Source organism: Nocardia coubleae NBRC 108252 (assembly GCF_001612805.1).
Lineage (GTDB): Bacteria > Actinomycetota > Actinomycetes > Mycobacteriales > Mycobacteriaceae > Nocardia > Nocardia coubleae.
In genome coordinates, this window is the sequence record NZ_BDBD01000004.1 from 120418 (window position 1) to 143441 (window position 23024).

General features: G+C 68.9%; 19 protein-coding genes. 13 read left to right on the plus strand and 6 right to left on the minus strand.

Annotated features, from left to right (window positions below):
* Nucleotides 1-36: 36 nt before the first annotated feature.
* The 4 genes from mptB to NCO8_RS02395 all read left to right on the plus strand — a co-directional run bounded on the left by mptB (nt 37) and on the right by NCO8_RS02395 (nt 4496).
* Nucleotides 37-1752: a polyprenol phosphomannose-dependent alpha 1,6 mannosyltransferase MptB gene (gene mptB / locus NCO8_RS02380; protein WP_067636011.1), complete on the plus strand. Its 1716-nt coding sequence runs from the start codon at nt 37-39 to the stop codon at nt 1750-1752.
* A complete protein-coding gene (locus NCO8_RS02385) occupies nt 1746-2681 on the plus strand; it encodes an ABC transporter ATP-binding protein (protein ID WP_174550292.1) in 936 nt (311 codons plus the stop codon). The genes mptB and NCO8_RS02385 overlap by 7 nt, the downstream gene beginning before the upstream one ends.
* Nucleotides 2678-3457, plus strand: coding sequence for an ABC transporter permease (locus NCO8_RS02390; RefSeq protein WP_067636013.1), 780 nt, complete (start codon nt 2678-2680; stop codon nt 3455-3457). The genes NCO8_RS02385 and NCO8_RS02390 overlap by 4 nt, the downstream gene beginning before the upstream one ends.
* A gap of 67 nt (nt 3458-3524) precedes the next feature.
* The gene (locus tag NCO8_RS02395; RefSeq protein ID WP_067636014.1) at nt 3525-4496 is read left to right on the plus strand and encodes a COX15/CtaA family protein; all 972 of its coding nucleotides are present in this window, start codon (nt 3525-3527) and stop codon (nt 4494-4496) included.
* Nucleotides 4497-4594: 98 nt separating this feature from the next.
* Here the strand turns inward: NCO8_RS02395 and NCO8_RS02400 are convergent, their stop codons facing one another.
* A complete protein-coding gene (locus NCO8_RS02400; RefSeq protein WP_067636574.1) occupies nt 4595-4960 on the minus strand; it encodes a hypothetical protein in 366 nt (121 codons plus the stop codon).
* A gap of 76 nt (nt 4961-5036) precedes the next feature.
* On the opposite strand from NCO8_RS02400, the gene NCO8_RS02405 reads away from it, so the two are divergent.
* Nucleotides 5037-6002, plus strand: a complete 966-nt coding sequence (locus NCO8_RS02405) for a quinone oxidoreductase family protein (RefSeq protein WP_067636015.1) — start codon at nt 5037-5039, stop codon at nt 6000-6002.
* A 57-nt stretch (nt 6003-6059) separates the two neighbouring features.
* Here the strand turns inward: NCO8_RS02405 and NCO8_RS02410 are convergent, their stop codons facing one another.
* Nucleotides 6060-7049 carry a heme o synthase gene (locus NCO8_RS02410; protein ID WP_067636019.1) on the minus strand — a complete coding sequence of 330 codons (990 nt, stop codon included), beginning with the start codon at nt 7047-7049 and terminating at the stop codon, nt 6060-6062.
* A gap of 415 nt (nt 7050-7464) precedes the next feature.
* On the opposite strand from NCO8_RS02410, the gene tkt reads away from it, so the two are divergent.
* From tkt to pgl, 5 genes are read left to right on the plus strand one after another with little or no spacing between them, the layout of a single operon-like run.
* On the plus strand, nt 7465-9606 hold the full coding sequence (tkt, locus tag NCO8_RS02415; RefSeq protein ID WP_067636021.1) for a transketolase: 2142 nt from the start codon (nt 7465-7467) through the stop codon (nt 9604-9606).
* Nucleotides 9607-9610: 4 nt separating this feature from the next.
* Complete coding sequence (gene tal, locus NCO8_RS02420) at nt 9611-10747, plus strand: transaldolase (RefSeq protein WP_067493676.1); 1137 nt, start codon at nt 9611-9613, stop codon at nt 10745-10747.
* Between the two features lie 4 nt (nt 10748-10751).
* On the plus strand, nt 10752-12320 hold the full coding sequence (zwf, locus tag NCO8_RS02425; RefSeq protein WP_067636023.1) for a glucose-6-phosphate dehydrogenase: 1569 nt from the start codon (nt 10752-10754) through the stop codon (nt 12318-12320).
* The gene (opcA, locus tag NCO8_RS02430) at nt 12317-13225 is read left to right on the plus strand and encodes a glucose-6-phosphate dehydrogenase assembly protein OpcA (protein ID WP_067636576.1); all 909 of its coding nucleotides are present in this window, start codon (nt 12317-12319) and stop codon (nt 13223-13225) included. Before zwf ends, opcA begins: the two co-directional genes overlap by 4 nt.
* The gene (pgl, locus tag NCO8_RS02435; RefSeq protein WP_084456401.1) at nt 13218-14015 is read left to right on the plus strand and encodes a 6-phosphogluconolactonase; all 798 of its coding nucleotides are present in this window, start codon (nt 13218-13220) and stop codon (nt 14013-14015) included. Before opcA ends, pgl begins: the two co-directional genes overlap by 8 nt.
* Nucleotides 14016-14052: 37 nt before the next feature.
* On the opposite strand, the gene NCO8_RS02440 is transcribed toward pgl, so the two are convergent.
* Nucleotides 14053-14508: a MarR family winged helix-turn-helix transcriptional regulator gene (locus NCO8_RS02440; RefSeq protein ID WP_067636025.1), complete on the minus strand. Its 456-nt coding sequence runs from the start codon at nt 14506-14508 to the stop codon at nt 14053-14055.
* Nucleotides 14505-14885, minus strand: a complete 381-nt coding sequence (locus tag NCO8_RS02445) for a hypothetical protein (RefSeq protein ID WP_067636026.1) — start codon at nt 14883-14885, stop codon at nt 14505-14507. The genes NCO8_RS02440 and NCO8_RS02445 overlap by 4 nt, the downstream gene beginning before the upstream one ends.
* 171 nt (nt 14886-15056) lie before the next feature.
* Here NCO8_RS02445 and NCO8_RS02450 point away from each other — a divergent pair, with 171 nt between their 5' ends.
* The 3 genes from NCO8_RS02450 (at nt 15057) to NCO8_RS02460 (ending at nt 22162) form a co-directional block, all read left to right on the plus strand.
* Nucleotides 15057-17234 carry a thiamine pyrophosphate-dependent enzyme gene (locus tag NCO8_RS02450; protein ID WP_067636580.1) on the plus strand — a complete coding sequence of 726 codons (2178 nt, stop codon included), beginning with the start codon at nt 15057-15059 and terminating at the stop codon, nt 17232-17234.
* A 119-nt stretch (nt 17235-17353) separates the two neighbouring features.
* A complete protein-coding gene (locus NCO8_RS02455) occupies nt 17354-17830 on the plus strand; it encodes a hypothetical protein (RefSeq protein WP_167353233.1) in 477 nt (158 codons plus the stop codon).
* A gap of 144 nt (nt 17831-17974) precedes the next feature.
* Nucleotides 17975-22162, plus strand: a complete 4188-nt coding sequence (locus NCO8_RS02460; RefSeq protein ID WP_067636028.1) for a non-ribosomal peptide synthetase — start codon at nt 17975-17977, stop codon at nt 22160-22162.
* Here NCO8_RS02460 and NCO8_RS02465 read toward each other — a convergent pair whose 3' ends face one another.
* A complete protein-coding gene (locus tag NCO8_RS02465) occupies nt 22163-22723 on the minus strand; it encodes a hypothetical protein (protein WP_157104751.1) in 561 nt (186 codons plus the stop codon). It abuts the gene before it with no gap.
* 36 nt (nt 22724-22759) lie between these two features.
* Nucleotides 22760-22993 carry a preprotein translocase subunit SecG gene (secG, locus tag NCO8_RS02470; RefSeq protein WP_067493884.1) on the minus strand — a complete coding sequence of 78 codons (234 nt, stop codon included), beginning with the start codon at nt 22991-22993 and terminating at the stop codon, nt 22760-22762.
* Nucleotides 22994-23024: the final 31 nt, after the last annotated feature.

The window sequence follows — 23024 nt, forward strand, 5'->3', positions numbered from 1 at the left end:
CAACGATCACGGCCGGGCGCACTAGGCTTCGACCCCGTGGCGGTACTGGAGGGCGCGGCGCGCAAGACACTGGCGTTCGGGCGGCGAGCCCTCGGCTTCGACGTGCCCGCGCCCGATCACACCGTCGCGGCCCTGCACCGCGACGAGACCGAGGTCCCCGGCCTCGACAAACGCGAACGCGCCCAGCTGGACCGCATCCGGTTGATGGGCGCCACCGGTGCCGTGCTGATGGCCATCGCCGCGCTCGGTATCGGCGCGCAGCCCGTGCACCAGAATCCGGTCTCCGGTGTACGGGTGCTCGGCATCTTCGCCCGCGCGCACACCGGGTCGCTGGCGATGTGCATGTTCGGCACCGTGCTGGTGATCGGGGCCTGGTTGCTGTTGGGCCGCTTCGCGATCGGCGGCCTGGCCGGATCGCCATTGCACCGGCTCACCCGGTCCCAGCTCGACCGGACACTGCTGCTGTGGATCATCCCGCTGTCGGTGGCACCGCCGATGTTCAGCAACGACGTCTACTCCTACCTGGCCCAGAGCGAGATCGCCGCGCGCGGCATCGACCCGTACGCCGAAGGGCCCGTCGCCGGGCTCGGGATCGACAACGTTCTCACCAACAATGTGCCGACCATCTGGCGTGACACACCGGCGCCCTACGGCCCGCTCTTCCTGTGGATCGGGCGCGGTATCGCCGAGCTGACCGGCGACAACATCATCGCGGGCGTGTGGGTGCACCGGTTGCTCGCGCTCGCGGGCGTCGCCTTGATCGTGTGGGCGCTGCCCCGGCTCTCGGTGCGCTGCGGGGTGGCGCCGGTGAGCGCGCTGTGGCTCGGCGCGGCCAACCCGCTCGTGCTGTTCCACCTGGTCGGCGGCGTGCACAACGACGCGCTGATGATCGGTCTGATGCTGGCGGGCATGGAGCTCACGCTGCGCGCCATCTACGGCGACGGCGGACGGCGCGACAGCCTCAACGGTGCCATGCCATCACTGGACGCCCGCGGCTACGCCCTGCTGATCGGCGGCGCGGTGGTGATCACGCTGTCGTCGTCGATCAAGTTCACCTCCATCATCGCGCTCGGCTTCGTCGGGATGGCGCTGGCCCGGCGCTGGGGCGGCAGCCTGCTCGCCGTCGTCAAGGCCGCCGCCCTGCTGGGGGTGATCGCCGGAGCGACAACACTTTTCGTGAGCTGGGCCAGCGGGCTCGGCTTCGGGTGGGTGTTCACCCTCAGCGTCGCCAACGCGGTGCGCAGCTGGATGTCGCTGCCGACGGTGATCGGTGTCATCACCGGTTTCGGCGGGGTGCTGCTCGGGCTCGGCGACCACACCACGGCACTGCTGTCGATCACCCGGCCCATCGCGGGGCTCGTCGCGGGCTATGTGACGGTGCGGATGCTGGTGGCGACCGGCACCGGCCGCCTGCATCCGGTTGGCGCGCTCGGTGTGTCGCTCGGTGCGATCGTGCTGCTGTTCCCGGTGGTCCAGCCCTGGTACCTGCTGTGGGCGATCGTCCCGCTCGCCGCCTGGGCCACGCAACCGGTGTTCCGCGTGCCCGCCGTGGCGTTCTCGGCGGTGGTGTCGATGCTCGTCATGCCGCGTGGTGCCGAATTCCAGGTCTTCCAGATCATCGGCGCCGCCCTGGCGGCCGCGGTGTGCTTCGCGCTGTTCTACGTCCTCACCCGGCACACCCTGCCGTGGCGGGCCCAGGCGGGGGTGTCGGCTCCGTCACAGGAGGCCACGGCTTACCGTGTCACATCGTGACGAGAAGCCCGGGACCCGCCGTTAGCGTCGACGGCGTGGTCAAGCGCTACGGCGACACCACCGCGGTCGACGGCCTGCGTTTCGACGTGGAGCAGGCACAGGTTTTCGCGCTGCTCGGCCCCAACGGCGCCGGTAAGACCACCACCGTCGAGATGTGCGAGGGCTTCGTGCGCCCCGACGCGGGCACGGTCCGCGTGCTCGGTCTCGACCCGATCGCCGACTCCGAACAGCTGCGGCCACGCATCGGCGTGATGTTGCAGGGCGGCGGCGCCTACCCCGGCGCCCGCGCGGGCGAGATGCTCGACCTGGTCGCCGCCTATTCCGCCGACCCCATCGACCCCGACTGGCTGCTGCGCACCCTCGGCCTGCAGGACAACCGCCGCACCCCCTACCGGCGCCTCTCGGGCGGTCAGCAGCAGCGCCTCGCCCTGGCCTGCGCCCTGGTCGGCAGGCCGGAGATCGTGTTCCTCGACGAACCGACGGCCGGTCTGGACGCCCAGGCCAGGCTGATCGTGTGGGAACTGATCGATGCCCTGCGCCGCGACGGGGTGAGCGTCGTGCTCACCACGCACATGATGGACGAGGCCGAACAGCTCGCCGACCAGCTCGTCATCATCGACCACGGTGAGATCGTCGCCCAGGGCACCCCCGCCGAGGTCACCGCGCACGGCGCCGCCGGCCAGCTACGGTTCTGCGCCCCACCGAAACTTGATATCGAACTGCTGAAATCGGCTCTGCCCGAAGGGTTCTCGCCACACGAGACCACGCCGGGCACCTATCTGGTCGAAGGCGAGATCACCCCGCAGGTACTGGCGACGGTCACTGCCTGGTGCGCGCGCATGGACGTGCTCGCCACCGATATCCGCATCGATCAGCGACGCCTCGAAGACGTCTTCCTCGAACTCACCGGACGGGACCTGCGCGGATGACCGAGACCGTGAGCCGGTTCCAGCCCGGCACCTTCACCCCCGACCCGCGCCCCGCCTCGCGCGCCGCGATGCTCGTCGCGCAGACCACGCTCGAGCTGAAACTGTTGCTGCGCAACGGCGAACAGCTGCTGCTCACCATGTTCATCCCGATCACCCTGCTGATCGGGCTGACCCTGCTGCCGTTCGGCGATCTGGGTGCCGACCGCGTGAACCGGGTCGTGCCGATGGTGATGATGACGGCGGTGATGTCGACCGCGTTCACCGGTCAGGCCATCGCGGTGGGCTTCGACCGCCGCTACGGCGCCCTCAAACGGCTCGGCGCCACCCCTCTGCCGCGCTGGGGTGTGATCGCGGGCAAGTGTGCCGCCGTGCTGATCGTGGTGGTGCTGCAGGCGGTGCTGCTCGGGGCGATCGGGATGGCGCTCGGGTGGCGTCCCGGTGCGGGCGGGCTGGCCCTCGGCGCGCTGGTGATCGCGCTCGGCACGGCGACCTTCGCGGCGATGGGTCTGCTGCTCGGCGGCACGCTCAAGGCCGAGATCGTGCTGGCCCTGGCCAATATCCTGTGGTTCGTCATGCTCGGTGTCGCCAGTCTCGTCCTGGTCGACACGGTGCCCGCCGCGCTGACGGTGATCGCGCGCCTGGTTCCCTCCGGCGCACTGGCCTACGCCCTGGAAGCGGCGCTGGCCGGTTCGATCGACTGGTTCGGCGTCGCGGTACTCGCGGCGTGGGGCGTGGTGTGCGGGTCACTGGCCAACCGGCTGTTCCGCTTCAGCTGACGTGACCAACGACGCACTGTAGTAGCCCGGGTATCGAGCGGGAATCGGCTGCCAGTACCATCGTGACGTGCTGTATCGCGCCTTCCTCGGCCTCGTCGACCGGCTGCCACTCCCCTCGCTGCGGACCCAGCGGCTCATCGCCCTCGCGGTGATTCTGAGCCAGGCCGGAATCTCGGTGACCGGCGCGATCGTGCGCGTCACCGCGTCCGGTCTCGGCTGCCCAACCTGGCCGCAGTGCTTCCCCGGCAGCTTCACCCCCGTCGGGGTGTCGGAGGTGCCGGTGCTGCACCAGACCGTCGAATTCGGCAACCGGCTGCTCACCTTCGTGGTGACGCTGTGCGCGGCGCTGATCGTGCTGGCCGTCGTCCGGGCTCGCCGTCGCAAGGAAGTCCTCGTCTACGCCTGGCTGATGCCCGGCGGCACCGTCGTGCAGGCGATCATCGGCGGCATCACCGTGCGCACCGGCCTGCTGTGGTGGACCGTGGCCGTGCACCTGCTCGCCTCGATGGTGATGGTGTGGCTGGCGGTGGTGCTGTACGCGAAGATCGGTCAGCCCGACGACGGTATCGACACCGTGCAGGTACCCGCTCCCCTGCGCTGGCTCACCGCGCTGAGCGGCGTGGCGCTGGCTGGTGTGCTGATCGCGGGCACGCTGGTCACCGCCGCCGGACCGCACGCCGGTGACAAGAGCATCGACCGCCCGGTGGCACGCCTCGAGGTCGAGATCGTCACCCTGGTGCACCTGCACTCGCAGCTGCTCATCGGCTATCTCGCCCTGCTCATCGGCCTGGCCTTCGGCCTCTACGCCGTCGGCATCACCCCCGCCATCCGCAAGCGGCTGTTCGTGCTGCTCGGGATCGTCCTGTCCCAGGCGCTGGTCGGTGTCGTCCAGTACTTCACCGACGTCCCCGCCGCCCTGGTCGCCATCCACGTCGGCGGCGCCGCGGCTTGCACCGCTGCCACCGCTGCCCTGTGGGCATCCCTGCGCACCAGAGAGACCGTCGACGCCCCCGCTGTGTCCGCTGCGGCGACGCACTGACCACCGACTTCCGGGTACGAAAAGCACGCGGTCGCCGCAGCCTCACATCGTGAGTGCTGCGGCGACCGGCTGAAAGCTTGGATCGCGGCGGTCCGGGATCAGGCTCCGGGGAAGACGTTCGCGTTGCGGGCCTTGGGGAACTTGGTCGAGCGAGCGACCCAGCCCGCCATCTTCGCCCAGTGCCCCTTGGCCGGGGTGACCTTGGAGACCAGCTCGCGGTCCCACTCTTCGGTCTCGGTGAGCCCGTCGACGCGCTCGACGACGGCCTTGGCGGTCGCCAGATCGGCCACCACACGGTCGCCGAGGACGCCGTCCTCGCCGACGAGGGTGATGCGCACACCCTGCTCGCCCAGGTACTGCAGCACGGCCGTGCCCGAACCGCCGTGCTCGGCGACGAACTTCGCGATGGACTTCTCGACCTCGGCAGGCACCTTCACGGCCTCGGGCGCGGCGGTTGTACTCATGGGCGAGAGTTTACCGGTCGGTAGTTTCGCGTCCACCCCCGAGTGACACCGAACACGGGGTGTACAAAGGAGACTCATGCGCGCGATTCAGGTTTCCGAGCACGGCGGTCCCGAGGTTCTGCGGTCGGTGGAGGTGGACGACCCGCGAATCGGCCCGAAACAACTGCTGGTCGACACCCAGGGTGTGGGTGTCAACTACATCGACATCTACTTCCGCACCGGGTTGTATCCGCAGGCCACGCCCTATGTCCCGGGCTCCGAGGGCACCGGCGTGGTCGCCGAGGTCGGCGCCGAGGTCACCGAGTTCGCCGTCGGCGACCGGGTGGCGTGGGCGGCCGCACCGGGCAGTTACGCCGAGAAGGTGGCCGTCGACGAGGCGGTGGCGGTGAAGGTGCCCGAGGGCGTGGAACCGGCCGTCGCCGCGGCAGCGCTGCTGCAGGGCATGACCGCGCACTACCTGGTCGAATCGGTCTTCACCCCCGAACCCGGCGACCCGGTCCTCGTCCACGCTGGCGCGGGCGGGGTCGGTCTGCTGCTCACTCAGCTGGCCGCCGCCAAGGGCGCGCGCGTCATCACCACGGTCTCGACGGATGCCAAGGAGAAGCTCTCCCGCGAAGCGGGCGCCGCCGAGGTCCTGCGCTACGACGACGACCTCGCCGCCCGGGTCCGCGAACTCACCGACGGCCAGGGCGTGGCGGCCGTCTACGACGGCGTCGGCGCGAGCACCTTCGAAGCGAGCCTCGCCTCGCTCCGGGTGCGCGGCACCCTCGCCCTGTTCGGCGCTGCCAGCGGTCCCGTACCGCCGTTCGATCCGCAGCGCCTCAATCCGGCCGGTTCGCTGTGGCTGACGCGCCCGTCGCTGGGTGCCTACACCCGCGATCGTGCCGAATTCCTCTGGCGCGCAACCGATATCTTCGACGCCATCGCGGCGGGCACGCTGAAACTCCGGATCGGCGCCACCTACCCGCTCGCCGACGCCGCCGACGCCCACCGCGACCTCGCCGCCCGCAAGACCACCGGTTCGATCGTCCTGCTGCCGTAGACGCGAAACCGGCGGCCGGGCAATCACTGCCCGGCCGCCGGTTCGAGTGCGCGAGAATTACAGACCGACGATGCTGCCCAGCGTGGTCCAGCCGAGCACCGAGTCGACGGCCAGACCGCAGAACACTACGGCCAGATAGTTGTTGGACTGCAGGAACAGTCGCAGCGGCTTCACCGATTCACCCCGTCGCACACCCGCGTACAGCTGGTGCGCCATCAGCAGGAACCAGGCACCGGCGACCAATGCGACGGCCGCGTAGATCACACCGGTCGCGGGGACGAGGGCGAGGGTGGCCAGCACGGTCAGCCAGGTGTAGATGACGATCTGCTTGGTGACGACCTGCTCGGTGGCGACCACCGGCAGCATCGGCACACCCGCCGCGCGGTAGTCCTCCTTGTAGCGCATGGCCAGCGCCCAGGTGTGCGGCGGCGTCCAGAAGAAGATGACCGCGAACAGCACGATCGCGGGCCAGCCGACGTTCCCGGTGACCGCCGACCAGCCGACCAAGGCGGGCATACAGCCGGCCGCTCCACCCCACACCACGTTCTGCGAGGTCCGGCGCTTGAGGCCCTTGGTGTAGACGAAAACGTAGAACAGAATGGTCGCGACCACGAGCACGCCGCTGAGCAAGTTGGCCTGCCACCACAGCCAGGCGAAGGAGATCGCGCCGAGCGCCAGGCCGAAGACCAGCGCGTGCGAGGTGGGCACCGCGTCGCGGGCCAGCGGACGGCGCGCGGTCCGCTTCATCACCTTGTCGATGTCGGCGTCGACCACACAGTTGAGGGTATTGGCGCTGGCCGCGCCCATCCAGCCACCGAACAGGGTGACCAGGATCAGCCGGATATCGACATTGCCACGATCGGCCAGGAGCATGGTCGGGATGGTCGCGACGAGCAGGAGCTCGATGACTCGCGGTTTGGTGAGCGCGATGTAGGCCAGCGGCTTACGCACGACCCGGGCGAACACGCTGTCGCCCGCCAGACGATCGGCGAGAGCCGTCGAGGAATCGTGCGCACCGCTACTACCCGGCTGGTTACCGATCCGCACTGTTTCTCCTCGCACGCTGTGCTTCGCATCCGGCATTGGAACGAGCAGCGCGCGGCTGCGGCGCGGCCACTACTACAGACGATGGTAGACGGGTGACGGTGCCGCTCCACGCCAGGCCCCTGCCACCGTGGGCGCCGTCACCCGGTCGCGCGGCCCGTCCGGCGGTGAACCGGTACCGACACGCAGGTGAACGACGTGCCGCGCGCCGCGCCGATTCCCGGGGACGACCCCCGGCGTGATCGCGGCATGGGCAACTAGACTCACACTCAGGGTTCGCGCCGATCAGGTGGAACAGCACCTCTAGGGTATTCCTGTACATCGGTACGCACCCCCGGCCGCGTGCGGTCCAGTACGACACCATCGCCGCTGCCATCTACTCGCCGTCGACGAAACCTAGGTCAGGAGAACCACGGTCGTGTCAGTCACAGACGACATTCGCGCCCTCACTCAGCGGAACTATCCCAGCGACTGGACGGACCTGGACACCAAGGCCGTCGATACCGCCCGTGTTCTCGCCGCCGACGCGGTGCAGAAGGCGGGCAACGGTCACCCGGGCACCGCGATGAGCCTCGCCCCCGTCGCCTACAGCCTCTTCCAGCGCGTCATGCGCCACAACCCGGCCGACCCGAGCTGGTCCGGCCGCGACCGCTTCGTGCTCTCGTGTGGGCATTCCAGCCTCACCCTCTACATCCAGCTGTACCTGGCCGGTTTCGGCCTCGAGCTGTCCGACCTCGAGCAGCTGCGCCAGTGGGATTCGTTGACCCCGGGTCACCCCGAGTTCCGGCACACCGACGGTGTCGAGATCACCACCGGCCCGCTCGGCCAGGGTCTGGCCTCGGCGGTCGGCATGGCGATGGCGGCCCGGCGCGAGCGCGGCCTGTTCGACCCCGACGCCCCGGAAGGCGCCAGCCCGTTCGACCACCACATCTTCGTCATCGCCTCCGACGGTGACATGCAGGAAGGTGTCACGGCCGAGGCGTCCTCGATCGCGGGTACCCAGCAGCTGGGCAACCTCGTGCTGATCTACGACGACAACGAGATCTCCATCGAGGACAACACCGACATCGCCTTCACCGAGGACGTGGCCGCGCGCTACGAGGCCTACGGCTGGCACGTGCAGACCGTCATGGGCGGCGAGGACGTGGTGGCGATCGAGGCGGCCATCGAGGCGGCCAAGGCGGTGACCGACAAGCCGTCGATCATCATCTTGCGCACCATCATCGGCTTCCCGGCTCCCTCCAAGATGAACACCGGTGGTGTGCACGGCGCGGCGCTCGGCCCCGACGAAGTCGCCGCGGTGAAGAAGGCGCTCGGCTTCGACCCGGACAAGTCCTTCGACGTCGACCCGGCCGTCATCGAGCACACCCGCAAGGCGCTCGAGCGCGGCGCGGCGGCCCAGCAGGCCTGGCAGGCCGACTACGACACCTGGGCCGCGGCGAACCCGTCGAACAAAGAACTGTTCGACCGCCTGCTCACCCGCTCGCTGCCCAAGGGCTGGACCGAGCATCTGCCCACCTTCGAGCCCGACCCGAAGGGCATGGCCACCCGCAAGGCCTCCGGCAAGGTGCTGGCCTCGCTGGCCGACGTGCTGCCCGAGCTGTGGGGCGGTTCGGCCGACCTGGCCGAGTCGAACAACACCACCATGCCCGGTCAGCCCAGCTTCGGTCCCGAAGCCATCTCCACGGGCATGTGGAAGGCGCAGCCCTACGGCCGCACCCTGCACTTCGGTATCCGTGAGCACGCCATGGGCTCGATCCTCAACGGCATCGCCCTGCACGGTCCGACTCGTCCTTACGGCGGCACCTTCCTGGTGTTCTCCGACTACATGCGCCCGGCGGTCCGCCTGGCCGCGCTGATGCGGGTGCCCGCGATCTACGTGTGGACCCACGACTCCATCGGCCTCGGCGAGGACGGCCCTACGCACCAGCCGATCGAGCACCTGGCCGCGCTGCGCGCCATCCCCGGCCTCAACGTGGTCCGCCCCGGCGACGCCAACGAGACCGCCTACGCCTGGCGGACCATCCTCGAGCGCGACTCCGACGAGCACGCCTCGCACTTCCACACCTACGACGCTCCCCACCAGGACGGCCCGTCCGCGCTGGCGCTCACCCGCCAGGACGTGCCGACCCTCGAGGGCACCAGCTACGAGGGCGTGCGCAAGGGCGGCTACGTGCTGGCCGAGGCGTCCACCGGCACTCCGGAGCTGATCCTCGTCGGCACCGGTTCGGAGCTGCAGCTGGCCGTCGAAGCACGCACTACCCTGGAGGCACAGGGCATTCCGACCCGCGTGGTCTCGATGCCGTGTGTGGAATGGTTCGACGCACAGGACCAGGCCTACCGCGACGAGGTGTTCCCGCCCGCGGTCCGCGCCAGGGTCGTCGTCGAGGCCGGCATCGCGATGCCGTGGTACCGGCTCGTCGGTGACGCGGGCGAGATCGTGTCGATCGAGCACTTCGGCGCGTCCGCGAACTTCAAGAAGCTCTACAGCGAATTCGGTATCACCGCCGATGCCGTCGTCGCCGCCGCGCAGCGCACGCTCGACAAGGTGAAGGGGTAAAACCATGGCACAGAACGAGAATCTCGCCGCACTCGCGGCAGCGGGGGTCTCGGTGTGGCTCGACGATCTGTCCCGTGACCGCATCAAGTCCGGCAACCTCGCCGACCTGATCGCGACCAGGGGCGTCGTCGGTGTCACCACGAACCCGTCCATCTTCCAGGCCGCGCTGAGCGTCGGTCACGCCTACGACGCGCAGGTGAAAGACCTTGCGGCCCAAGGCGCCGACGCCGATGCGGCGATCCGCACCATCACCACCGACGACGTGCGCGCCGCCTGCGACGTGCTCGCCCCGGTGTTCGAGTCGACGGGCGGTGTCGACGGCCGGGTCTCGATCGAGGTCGACCCGCGCTTCGCCTTCGACGCCGACAAGACGGTCGCCCAGGCGATCGAGCTGTGGAAGATCGTCGACCGCAAGAATCTGTTCATCAAGATCCCGGCCACCGAGGCGGGCCTGCCCGCCATCACCTCGGTGATCGCCGAGGGCATCAGCGTGAACGTGACGCTGATCTTCTCCGTGCCGCGCTACCGCGCGGTGATGGGCGCCTACCTCGACGGTCTGCGGCAGGCCAAGGTCGCGGGCCACGATCTGGCCAAGATCCACTCGGTCGCGTCGTTCTTCGTCTCCCGCGTGGACACCGAGATCGACAAGCGGCTCGAGGCGATCGGCACCCCCGAAGCGCTCGCGCTGCGCGGCAAGGCGGGCGTGGCCAACGCCCGGCTGGCCTACGCCGAGTACCAGGACGTGTTCGACGGTGGGGCGCACACCTCCACCTACAACCACCTGGCCTCCCAGGGCGCCAACCGGCAGCGGCCGCTGTGGGCCTCCACCGGTGTGAAGAACCCGGACTACCCCGACACCCTGTACGTCACCGAGCTGGTCGGCCCGAACACGGTCAACACGCTGCCGGAGAAGACGCTGCAGGCCTTCGCCGACCACGGCGAGGTGCGGGGCGACACGCTCAGCGGCAAGGCTGTTGAAGCCGCGCAGGTGTTCAGCGATCTCGAGGCCGCGGGCATCGACCTGGCCGACGTCTTCGAGGTGCTCGAGCGCGAGGGTGTCGACAAGTTCGAGGCCTCCTGGGGTGAGCTGATCGACGCCACCACCGAGGAACTGCGCACCGCGGCGGCAGGGGGCAACTGATCTGATGGCCGGCACAGCAACGACGGACAAGGCGGGGCTGTGGCACAACCCGCTGCGCGACGAACGCGACAAACGGGTGCCTTTCATCGCGGGGCCCTGCTGCATGGTGATCTTCGGTGTCACCGGAGATCTGTCCCGTAAGAAGCTGATGCCGGCCATCTACGACCTGGCGAACCAGGGGCTGTTGCCCCCTGGTTTCGCCCTGGTCGGTTTCGCCCGGCGCAATTACGCCGACGAGGATTTCGCCGCGGTGGTGCTCAGCGCGGTGAAACAGCACGCGCGCACCCCGTTCCGCCAGGAGGTCTGGGACCACCTGGCCGAAGGGTTGCGTTTCGTGCAGGGCAGTTTCGACGACGACACCGCCTTCGCCACTCTCGCCACCACCCTGAAAGACCTCGACGCCACCCGTGGCACCGGCGGCAATTACGCCTTCTACCTGTCGATTCCACCGAATATGTTCCCGGTGGTCCTCGACCAGCTCTCCGAACACGAACTGGCCAAGGCCGCCCCGCGCCCCGAGGGCTACACCCCGTGGCGGCGGGTGGTGATCGAGAAGCCCTTCGGGCACGACCTGGCCAGCGCCCAGGAGCTGAACGCCCTGGTCAACCGGGTGTTCCCGGAGGAGCATGTGTTCCGCATCGACCACTATCTCGGTAAGGAGACGGTGCAGAACATCCTGGCGTTGCGCTTCGCCAACGAACTCTACGAGCCGATCTGGAACGCCAATTTCGTCGACAGCGTGCAGATCACCATGGCCGAGGACATCGGATTGGGTGGCCGAGCGGGGTATTACGACGGCATCGGCGCCGCGCGCGACGTCATCCAGAACCACCTGCTGCAACTGCTGGCGCTGACCGCCATGGAGGAACCGACCTCCTTCGAACCGATGCAGCTCACCACCGAGAAGATCAAGGCGCTCTCGGCGACCAAACTCGTCGAACCCCTGGACGAGACCACCGCGCGCGGTCAGTACACCGAGGGCTGGCAGGGCAGCGAACACGTGGTCGGCCTGCATCAGGAGGAGGGGTTCGACCCGCAGTCGCGCACCGAGACCTACGCCGCGATCACCCTGCACGTGGAGAACCGGCGCTGGGCCGGGGTGCCGTTCTACCTGCGCACCGGAAAACGCCTGGGCCGCAGGGTGACCGAGATCGCGGTGGTGTTCAAACGCGCGCCGCACCTGCCCTTCGACCAGACCATGACCGAGGAGCTCGGCCAGAACGCCCTGGTCATCCGGGTGCAGCCGGACGAGGGCATCACCCTGCGTTTCGGTTCCAAGGTGCCCGGCTCGGGAATGGAGGTGCGCGATGTGAACATGGACTTCAGCTACGGCGAGGCGTTCACCGAGTCCTCCCCCGAGGCCTACGAACGCCTGATCCTGGACGTGCTGCTCGGCGTGCCGTCCCTGTTCCCCGTCAATGCGGAGGTCGAATTGTCCTGGCGCATCCTCGATCCGGTGATCGCGCACTGGGCCGCCGAGGGCAAACCCGAACCCTACGAGGCAGGCACCTGGGGTCCCGCCTCGGCCGACGAGATGCTCGCGCGCAGCGGGCGCGAATGGCGGCGCCCGTGATCGTCGACATGCCCGACACCAACACCGTCGAGGTCGCCAAGCGGATGGTGCAGCTGCGCGAGTCCAACGGTGTCATCACCCAGGGCCGGGTGCTCACCCTCGTCGTGTGCACCCTTGATTCGTCCGAGGCCGAGGACGCCATCGACGCCGCCAACGATGCCAGCCGCGAACACCCCTGTCGCGTGATCGTCCTCGCCCGTGGCGACCGCGACGCCGAGACCCGGCTCGACGCCCAGATCCGGGTGGGCGGTGACGCCGGGGCGGCCGAGGTGATCGTGCTGCGGTTGCAGGGTCCGCTGGTGAACCACGAGAGCAGTGTGGTGACGCCGTTCCTGCTGCCCGACACCCCGGTGGTGGCGTGGTGGCCGCGTGGGGCTCCGGACTTTCCGTCCCAGGACTCGGTGGGCAAGCTGGCCAAGCGGCGCATCACCGACGCCACGTTCGCGCCCGACCCGCAGGCCGCGCTCGGCAAACGCTGCGCCTCCTACGCGCCCGGCGACACCGACCTGTCGTGGAGCCGCATCACCTACTGGCGGGCGCTGCTCGCCGCCGCGCTGGACGAGCCGCCGTTCGAACCGGTGTTGTCGGTGAGCGTGTCCGGGCTGGCCAGTGAGCCCGCGCTGGATACGCTGGCGGGGTGGTTGGCCGCGCGGCTGGACTGCCCGGTCGTCCGCCGGACCGGTGAGCTGCGGGTGGAGATCCGCCGGGCCACCGATTCGATCGCCATCGCTCGACCGCAATTGGGCAGGACGGCAACGCTGACCCGCACCGGTGCCCCCGACCAGCGAATCGCGCTGGCGCGCCGGGAAACTCGCGATTGTCTCGCCGAGGAACTGCGCCGGCTCGACGCCGACGAGATCTACGCCGAGGCGCTCGCCGGAATCGAAAAGGTGACCTATGAGTGACCGTATCGAACTGCACGACGAGCTCGGCGAGGAATTCCCCGCCAACACCGTCGAGGTGCACGACGACAAGGAACTGCTCGCCGACGCCGCCGCCGAACGTTTCGTCGCCGTGATCGTCGCGGCTCAGGCCGAACGCGGCAACGCCTCGGTGTCGCTCACCGGTGGCAGCGACGGCATCCGCCTGCTCGAGAAGGTGCGCCAGGCGCCCGGCGACATCGACTGGTCGAACCTGTACGTGTACTGGGGCGACGAGCGTTTCGTCCCGTCGGGCGACCCGGATCGCAACGAGCTGCAGGCGCGCGAGGCGCTGCTCGACTTCGTCCCGCTCGATCCGGCGAAGGTGTTCCCGATCGCCGCCTCCGACGGCCCGTACGGTTCGCCCGAGGAAGCCGCGGCCGCCTACGCCCAGCTGCTGCACACCGAACTCGACGAGCGCGGTGACATCGACCTGACGGTGCTCGGCATGGGCCCCGAAGGACACATCGACTCGATCTTCCCGCACTCCCCCGCCGTCCGCGAGCAGACGGATTACGTTGTGGCGGTCCATGATTGCCCCAAGCCCCCACCCACCCGCGTCTCCCTCACCCTGCCCGCCGTGCATCGCTCCCGCCACGTGATGCTGGTGGTCAGCGGTGAAGGCAAGGCCGCCGCGGTAGCCGCCGCCGTCAACGGCGCCTCCCCCGACGACGTCCCCTCCGCGGGCGCGGTCGGCATCGAATCCACCACCTGGGTCATCGACGAAGCCGCCGCGACGGACCTGCTGGTCGATATCGACGACGAAGAAGAGTGACGTGCGGCTGACGGTGCCGACGACATGATCGGCGCCGTCAGCCTTGTTCGACGGCTCGGATCTCCACCGCGTACGAGCTGTCCATCAGGTCGGTCATCGCATGCTGGAAGTCGTGGCGCTTCTGCTCACTCCAGCCTGTCGTCAGCTGAGCGAAGACGGCTTCCTGCCAGCGATGTGCCTGCTCCAGCAGGGACCGGCCCGCAGGAGTGAGCGATGCTTCGCGTCGTCGACCATCGCCGGCGGACGTAGTCATATCAAGGTAGCCCGCTGATGCGGCGCTCTTGATCAACCGAGAAGCGCCGCTCTGATCGATCCCTATCTCGTCCCCGATCGCCGTGACCGTCGCCCGGGTTCCCCGCTGCCCGAGCGCATGGACCGCCTCGCACACCACCACGATCCGCCCCTGATCACCCTCGATGTCCGCCGAAACCGGCCGACGTGCCCAGTGCCGGACGAAGTGGAACAGAACCTGCCCCGGTCCCTGTCCGCTCACTCGGATGCCGCCATCTCGCGGCAGATGTGCGCCAGTTCGAGGGCGGCGTCGAGGTCCGGCATCCGCAACGCGGCGGTGACCTTCCCGCCTGCGGTGCGGAAGACCGTGGCCACTCGCATGGGCTCCGTGCTCTCCGGCCACGTCGCGTCCTGCTCCACCACCGCCAGATGCTTGCCGACCGCGTGCCAGGACCGAGGGACCAGGGTGATTCCCGAACGCTGGACCCACTCCGCGAACTGCGCTGGTGTGATCGAGCCGGCGCCCTTCGGACCAAGGACCACGACCGGATCTCCGACGGCCCTCGCGGACCGCTCGAGGTCGCCGGAGTCGACGCTCGCGTGCCACTCCTCTATCGCTACTCGCTGGCTCGAATCCATATCCAGAATTGTATGCGAATCGCATACATTAGCGCGCTCGTAGGCACTTCATTCGGCCCGGTCGCGATTCAGCGGTAGCCGAGTCGGCCGTGGACCGGTGGTCGCGGCGTTAGCATCGGGGCTCTCGGCATGGCGATCGGCGTCGGCTCGGCTGCGGGCGAGGAGTGGGCAATGGGCGAGGTGGGCAGAGGGTCGGTTGATCTGGATGCGGCGTTCCGGGCGGCTGTGGTGGGTCTCGAGGCGGGGTCGATCGATGGCAGGGCGGGGATCGACGCGACGTTCGGGTTGGAGTTGTTCGAATCGCAGGTGGCGAGTAGGCATCTCGACCTGACGGCCCGGCGGCTGGGGGCCGCACGGCAGGGGTTCTACAGCATCGGATCGTCGGGGCACGAGGGGAATGCGGCGGTGGCCGCGGCCCTACGGGTGGATGATCCGGCCCTGCTGCACTATCGGTCCGGGGCGTTCTTCGTACAGCGGTGCAAGCGGGTGCCCGGCCTGGATCCGATCCGGGACGTGCTGCTCGGAGTGGTCGCGGCGGCGAGCGATCCGATCTCCGGTGGACGGCACAAGGTGTTCGGTAGTACTGCCGCGTCGATCATTCCCCAGACCTCGACCATCGCCTCGCATCTACCCCGCGCCGTCGGCCTCGCGTTCGCGATCGAAAGGGCTGCCCGCCAAGGCATTCCGTGCCCGTGGCCCCGAGATTCCGTGGTCGTGTGCAGTTTCGGTGACGCCTCGGCCAACCACTCCACCGCGGCCGGTGCCATCAATGCCGCCGTCCACGCCTCCCACCAGGGTGTGCCGATGCCCATCGTGTTCGTCTGCGAGGACAACGGGATCGGAATCAGCGTGCCGACACCGGCCGACTGGATCGAGCGCGCCTACGGTCCACGTCCCGGCCTGACCTATCTCGCCGCCGACGGATGCGACCTGCCCGATGTCCTCGGTGCCGCCGAGGACGCGGTGTATCTGGCCCGCACCTGGCGGGTCCCGGTCTTCCTGCACATGCGCACGGTCCGCCTCGGCGGCCATGCGGGTTCGGATGTGGAATCGGGCTACCGTGGCCAGGCCGATATCGCCGCCGACCTGGCCCGCGACCCCCTCCTCGGCACCGCCCGCCACCTGCTCGCCACCGGCGTCACCGACACGTCCGACCTGCTCGCCCGCTACGAACGCATCGCCGACCGGGTGCGCGAGGTCAGCGACGAGGTGGTGCGCGAGGCGAGGCTGGATTCCGCGTCGGCCGTCATCGCTCCCCTCGCCCCCGCCCACCCGTCGGCCGTCCGCGCAGACGTTCTCCGCTCCGCGACCACCACCGACTCCCCGAGCAAGGACCTGTCTGTCAGGCCAAGGATGACCCTCGCCCAGGCGATCAACCACGCCCTCGACGAACTCCTCGCCCGCAACCCCGACGTGCTGGTCTTCGGTGAGGACGTGGGCCGCAAGGGCGGGGTGTACGGGGTGACGAAGGGTCTGCGGAAGCGATTCGGGGCGCGTCGGGTGTTCGACACCTTGCTCGACGAGCAGGCCGTGCTCGGCACCGCGCTCGGCACCGCATTGGCCGGGTTCGTGCCGATTCCGGAGATCCAGTACCTGGCGTATGTGCACAATGCCGCCGATCAGATCCGGGGCGAAGCGGCGACGCTGCAGTTCTTCTCCACCGGGCAGTACCGCAACCCGATGGTGGTCCGCATCGCGGGCCTGGCCTACCAGCAGGGTTTCGGCGGGCACTTCCACAACGACAATTCCCTTGCGGCACTGCGCGACATCCCCGGTGTGGTGGTGGCCGTCCCGGCCCGCGCCGACGATGCCGCCGCCCTGTTGCGCACGTGCGTTTCGGCGGCGCGGGTGGACGGCCGGGTCTGCGTGTTCGTCGAACCGATCGCCCTGTATCACACTCGCGACCTGCATCCCGGCGACGACGGATGGCTCGCGTCGCCCACCACCGAACACGTCCCGATCGGCAGCGCCCGCGTCTACGGCGACGGCACCGATCTCACCATCGTCACGTTCGGCAACGGTGTTCCGATGAGTCTGCGCGTCGCTGATCGCCTCGCGGACAGAGGCGTGCGTGCCCGCGTCCTCGATCTACGGTGGCTCAACCCGTTGCCGCTCGCGGACCTGCTCGAGCAGGCCGCCGCGACCGGCCGGGTGCTGGTGGCCGACGAGACCCGCCACAGCGGCGGTGTGTCCGAATCGGTCCTCGCCGCGCTCCTCGACGCCGGATATCGTGGCGCCCTCGCCCGCGTCACCAGCATCGACAGTTTCGTGCCGCTCGGCCCGGCCGCGGACACCGTGCTACTGAGCGAAACGGACATCGAGAAGGCGGCACTGGCCCTCCTGCCCTGACTTCGGTCCGCTTTGCGAGGAATTCGCCGAATCCTGTCGAGAAGTACGCGATCGGCGCGGTTTGGTGACCGCGCGCCGGGTACACGCCGCACACACTCGTCTACTCGGAGGATTTCGTCATGAGGACAGGGCTTACACGTTTCGGCATCGCGACGGTGGCGGCAGCGGCGGTCGCCGCAGGTGCGGGGCAGGCCGCGGCGGCACCGGCGACGGTGTCGATCGACGGCAGTATGCAGGTACTCGGGTTGAACATCCTGCACGTCGACGCGCAAGGGCAGGGCGACGGTCCCGCCACGGGTACCTACGTCGCCACCGGGCAGTTCGGGAACATGCCGTTGCCGGTGAAGGTCACCGGGCCGGTCACCTGCCTGCGGGTTCAGGGCAACAAGGTGTCGCTGGTGTATCCGATCACCACCGCCGAACCGGTGATGGTGTTCGCCCCGGATTCGATGGCCATCCAGATCACGGTGGCCAAGGGCGAGAACGGTGCGCCCAACATGATCGGCTACGGCGTGCCGATGCCGACCAGCTCGTTCACCGACTGTCTGCCCGGGCCGACGCCGCTGATGTTCAACGGAACGATCGACATCAGCTGAGCCGACCCCTCGCGCCGGGGCGTGCGTCCGCCGCCTCGGCTCTCCGCCGGGGACACACCCGCCGCCGAAAACGGGCCGCGGGCACGCGATGTGCCGTAGGTTTGCCGGGAACATTTCAGCGGTGCGGTGTCAACCCATGGAGGCGTGTTCACGGTGCGGTCGGATGTCGGGGTCACCTGCCCACTGTCCCAAGCGCAATGGAGCTGGTGGCTCGCCCAGCAATTGCACCCCGACGTCCCCGCCACCGTGGCGATGTACCTGGATCTGGCGGGCGATGCCGACCTCGATCTGCTCGCCCGCTGCACCCGGCAGGCCGCCGCCGAATTCGAATCCCCCCAGGTGCGGCTCATTCTCGTGGACGGCATCCCGCACCAATTCGTCGACTCCGCGGCTCCGATGGCCTTTGACATCGTCGACCTGACGACCGCCCCCGACGCCGTCGCGGTGGCCCTCGACCACATGGAACGCGATCACAGCGCCCCTCTAGACCCGCTCGCCCCCGACTTGACCGTCGCCTCGATCTTCACCATCTCCCCCACCCGCCATCTTCTCTACTTGCGCAGCCACCACATCGTCCTCGACGGTATGGGCGCCGCCGCCCTCCTCACGCGAACGGGCGACCTCTACCGCACCGCCCTCCTCACGCGAACGGGCGACCTCTACCGCACCGCCCTCCGCGAGACGAGCGCGGTCGTCGAATCGCCGAGCAGAGCGGCCGGGTCCGACCGGAGACCGTTGTCAGTCGCGCAACTGCTGGACGAGGACCGCGCCTACCGGGCATCCTCCCGCGCCGAAGCGGATCGCGCCTACTGGCGGCAGCAGTTGACCCAGGTCGGTGAGCCGGTGAGCTTGGCCCGGCGGGCGGCGGCCCCCGCGCCCCGCCCGCATCAGGTGAGCACCACCCTCGATGCCGCAACCGTGCGGCAGCTCGCGGACGCCAAAGCCCGGCACGGCGCGACCTTTCCGGAGCTGGTCATCGCCGCTTTCGGGTGTTATCTGGCGCGGATGACCGGGAGCGCGGAGGTGACCCTGACCATTCCGGTCACCGCGCGACCGACCGCCGTGCTGCGTCGTTCGGCGGGTTCGATGTCGAATGTGGTTCCGCTGCGGCTGTCCGGGTTGGACGACATCATCGTCGGCGCTGTGATCGCACAGGTGCGGGCGGCGGTGATCGGGGCGTTGCGTCATCAACGGCACCGGCACGAGGACATCCGCGGCGACCACCCCACCCTGCGGGAGGGGTTCGGTCCGGTGGTCAACACCCTCGCCTTCACCGAGCCCCTACACATGGGCCCGCTGTCGGGTCAGGTGCGTTTGCTCGCCCTGGGTCCGGTCACGGATCTACATGTCAACGGCTACCAGATCGGCCCGGACGAGGTCTCCATCGACTTCCAGGCCAACCCCGCCCGCTACTCCCACGACGCCGTCCTCACCCACCACGGCACGTTCCTCACCTACTTCACCCACTTCCTCACCGCCCACCCCCACGACCCCATCACCATGCACGCCGCGGCCGCCGATTCCATGCGGCCGTCGAACCAGTTGTCCCCCAGCTCAATACGCCCGGACGCACCTACGCGAACTCTGTACGAGCTCCTGCGCTCAGCCCTCTCGACACCCGACTGCCTGCCACTCAGCCCACCAAACCCCCTGATCGGTAGCAAGCCGTCGACGCCCCAGCCCGACTGCCCGCCACTGACGACCCAGGTCACCCCACCACCTAGTGTCGACACACTGCTACCAGCACCGCAGGCCGTCGCTTCACCACCGACTCAGCCGACCCGGCAGGACACGGCGGGCGACAACGCAACCCGTGGGGCGACGTATTCCTCAGTGGCACTGCAAGATCGGGACCGTACCCTCACCTATTCGGAGCTGGACGAGATCTCGTCGCGGTGGGCTCGGGCACTCCTCGCACGCGGCGCCGGGCCCGGGATATTCGTCGTCGTCGCGATTCCGCGTTCGCTGGAGTCGGTGGTGGCGTTGTGGGCGGTGGCGAAGACGGGGGCCTGTTTCGTCCCCGTCGACCCGGATGAACCCGCGAACCGGTTGTCCACCATCATCGCGCGCTGTGGGGCGCCGCTCGGGGTGACGGTTTCGTGGGTGAGCGTCGGCTGCGATGCGATCACCTGGCTCGCCATCGATGATCCGGCCGAGGCGAACCGCTACCCGGGTACTCCGGTCGACGACCACGATCGCCCTCGCCCGCTGCTGCCGGGCGATCCGGCGTACGTGATCCACACCTCGGGAACCACCGGCACGCCCAAAGGTGTCGTCGTCGCCCACCACGCACTGGGTGACCTTACCGGCCATCTATTGAAACAGTATGGACTGCAGCGTGATTCGGTACTTCTGCACTCCCACAGCGCGACCTACGACGCGCACCTGCTCGAACTGCTCGCCGGTTTCGCGGCGGGCGCCCGGGTGGTGGTCGCCCCGCCGACGGTCGTGGCCGGTCCGGAGATGGCCGAGCTGATCCGCACTACCGGCTGCACCGTTTTCCAGACCGCGCCCGCCGTGCTCGCCACACTGTCACCCCAGCAGCTTCCGACCGTCGAGGTCGTCGCGATCGGCGGCGAGGCGTGCCCGGCGGCGCTGATGGCCGAGTGGGCACCCCAGGTGCGGTTGTTCAACGGGTACGGGCCGACCGAGACCACCATCATGGTGACCGAGACGGATGCCATGCGCCCCGACGACGCGGTGACGGTCGGCCATCCCCTGCCGGGCGTGTCCGCGTGGGTCCTCGATACGCGCCTGCGTCAGGCGCCGGTCACCGCACGGGGTGAGCTCTACGTGGGCGGCGCGTGCGTCGCCGACGGCTATCTGAACGACCCCGCCGCCACCGCCTCACGTTTCGTCGCCGACCCGTTCGGCGACGGCTCCCGTCTGTACCGCACCGGCGATCTGGTCGGCGCCCGCCCCGACGGGGAGTTCGAATTCTTCGGCAGGCTCGACGCCCAGCTCGAGGTCCACGGCAGGCGTATCGAACCCGCGGAGATCGAGGCGGCGCTGCTCACCGAACCCGAGATCGCCTACGCCGTGGTCACCGCGGCCGATGCGGGCACAGCGGGCGCGCGTCTGATCGGCTACGTGGCTCCCGTACCGGGAAGGCACATCGACACCGCCGCCGTTCTGGCCCGGTTGCGTGCCGCGCTGCCACAAGCCCTCGTCCCGGCCACCCTGATCGAACTCGACCGACTTCCCTTGGGCGGCAACGGGAAAGTCGTCCGCTCCGCGCTCCCCGCACCGACGATCACCGCGAACCCCACCCGCCCACCGGCCACCGAGCTCCAACGCCTCATCGCCGACCGCATCACCGCGACGCTCGGCACCCCCGTCGGCCTCGACGACGACTTCTTCGAACTCGGCGGCAATTCCCTTCTCGGCGTGCTGGTTTCGTCCGACATCGCCGCCGCGACCGGCGTCCCCGTCACCGTGCGCTGGCTCTACACCACACCGACGGTGGCGGCGCTGGCCGAACGCATCGCCGGCTTCGACGGCCACAGCGGCGACGACGACGCACTCGGCACAGTTCTCGTCCTGCGCCGCAAGGGTTCTCGCCCACCCCTGTTCTGCGTGCACTCGGCGGTTCCGCTGGCCTGGTGCTACGCGGGCCTGACCGGTTATCTCCCCGACCGCCCCGTCTACGGCCTGCAAGCCACCGAACTCACGGGCACGCCGACAATCGACGACCTGGTCGAGCACTACCTCGCGGCCGTCCTCGAACTACAACCCCGTGGCCCGTATCACCTGCTCGGCTGGTCGCTCGGCGGCCAGATCGCCCACGCCCTCGCCGTCCGCCTGCGCGACACCGGCGCCCGGGTCGGTGTGCTGACCATGCTCGACAGCGTCGTCTTCACCCCGGAGGAACCACCGACACCGCGCATGCGCGACCTGCTGACCCACCTGCTCGGTGACGAACCCGAAGACGCCGACGCTGCCCCGGATGTCACCGCCGCCGAGGCGGCCGCGACCCTGGCGAGCACGAAAACCTCGTTCGGTACCGGACTTTCGGCCAGTCAGCTCGAGCGTCTGCACCGGGGCTACATCGCGGGCGTGCGGTTGTCGCACACCTACCGCCCCGCCCGTTTCGACGGTGATCTGCTGTATTTCTCGGCGACGCGCGGCATCACGGCGATGTTCGACGGCGACATGTGGCAACCGTTCGTCACCGGCGAGGTGATCGAGCATCCGGTCGAGGCCACCCACGCCCAGCTCACCAACACCTCGGTCTTCGCCTACATCGGTCCATTGCTCGCTCGTCACCTCGACCGGGTGGAAGAACCTTCCGAACCGGCGCTCGCGACTACCGCAGCCGAGGAACCGTGGTGATCACCACCCCGAAAACCGGTACCACACACCGTTATACGGCCGGTAGGTCTCGTCGTACTCCCCCGTCGGCTCGGGTGCCCCGCCGGGCAGATAGGCATAGCCGACACTGCCGATGAAGCCGCCCGGTGTTCGGAAGAGGCATCCGCCGTCTTCCTGGTGAACCTCGGTGACGGTGAACAATCCGATGCGCTGGTCGGCGGTGGACGGCTCACATGTCTGCGCGGCTCGTTCGAAGTCGGGTTTGGACAGCGACCAACCGAATCGCTGCGCGGCGCCTGTCCCGCCCAGCACCGCGGTGAGCACCACGATCAACGGTGCGACCACGATGAGCCAGGTCCCACGGAACGCCACCAGTCCGACGATCCCGAAGGCTAACCACAGCACACCGACCGCACCGAGTACCACGAAGGCGACCAGCAGGCGTTCGATCGGCCCATCGACCGTGTTCTGCCAGAGCAGGGCACCACAGCTCAATGCGGTCGCGACCGCGATGCAGCACATGACAACGGTCCACCAGGTCGGCACCGGCCGACGTGACCGCACGACTCCCCCAGAGTTCATGTCCGTCACCGTACGTGACGGGTCACCCCTGCGGAATCAGGAGAACTTGATCTCCAGGCCGATGCCGAGGATGGCGATCAGCCAGACGATGCCGACGAAGATGGTGACGCGGTCGAGGTTCTTCTCGACGACGGTGGAACCCGACAGGCTCGACTGCACGCCGCCACCGAAGAGGCTGGACAGGCCGCCGCCCTTGGCGCGGTGCAGCAGCACCAGCAGCACCAACAGCACGCTGGTGATCACAAGGAGGATATCGAGGAACAGCGACATGGCGACCATCCTAGGTGCTGGGCGGGCGCCC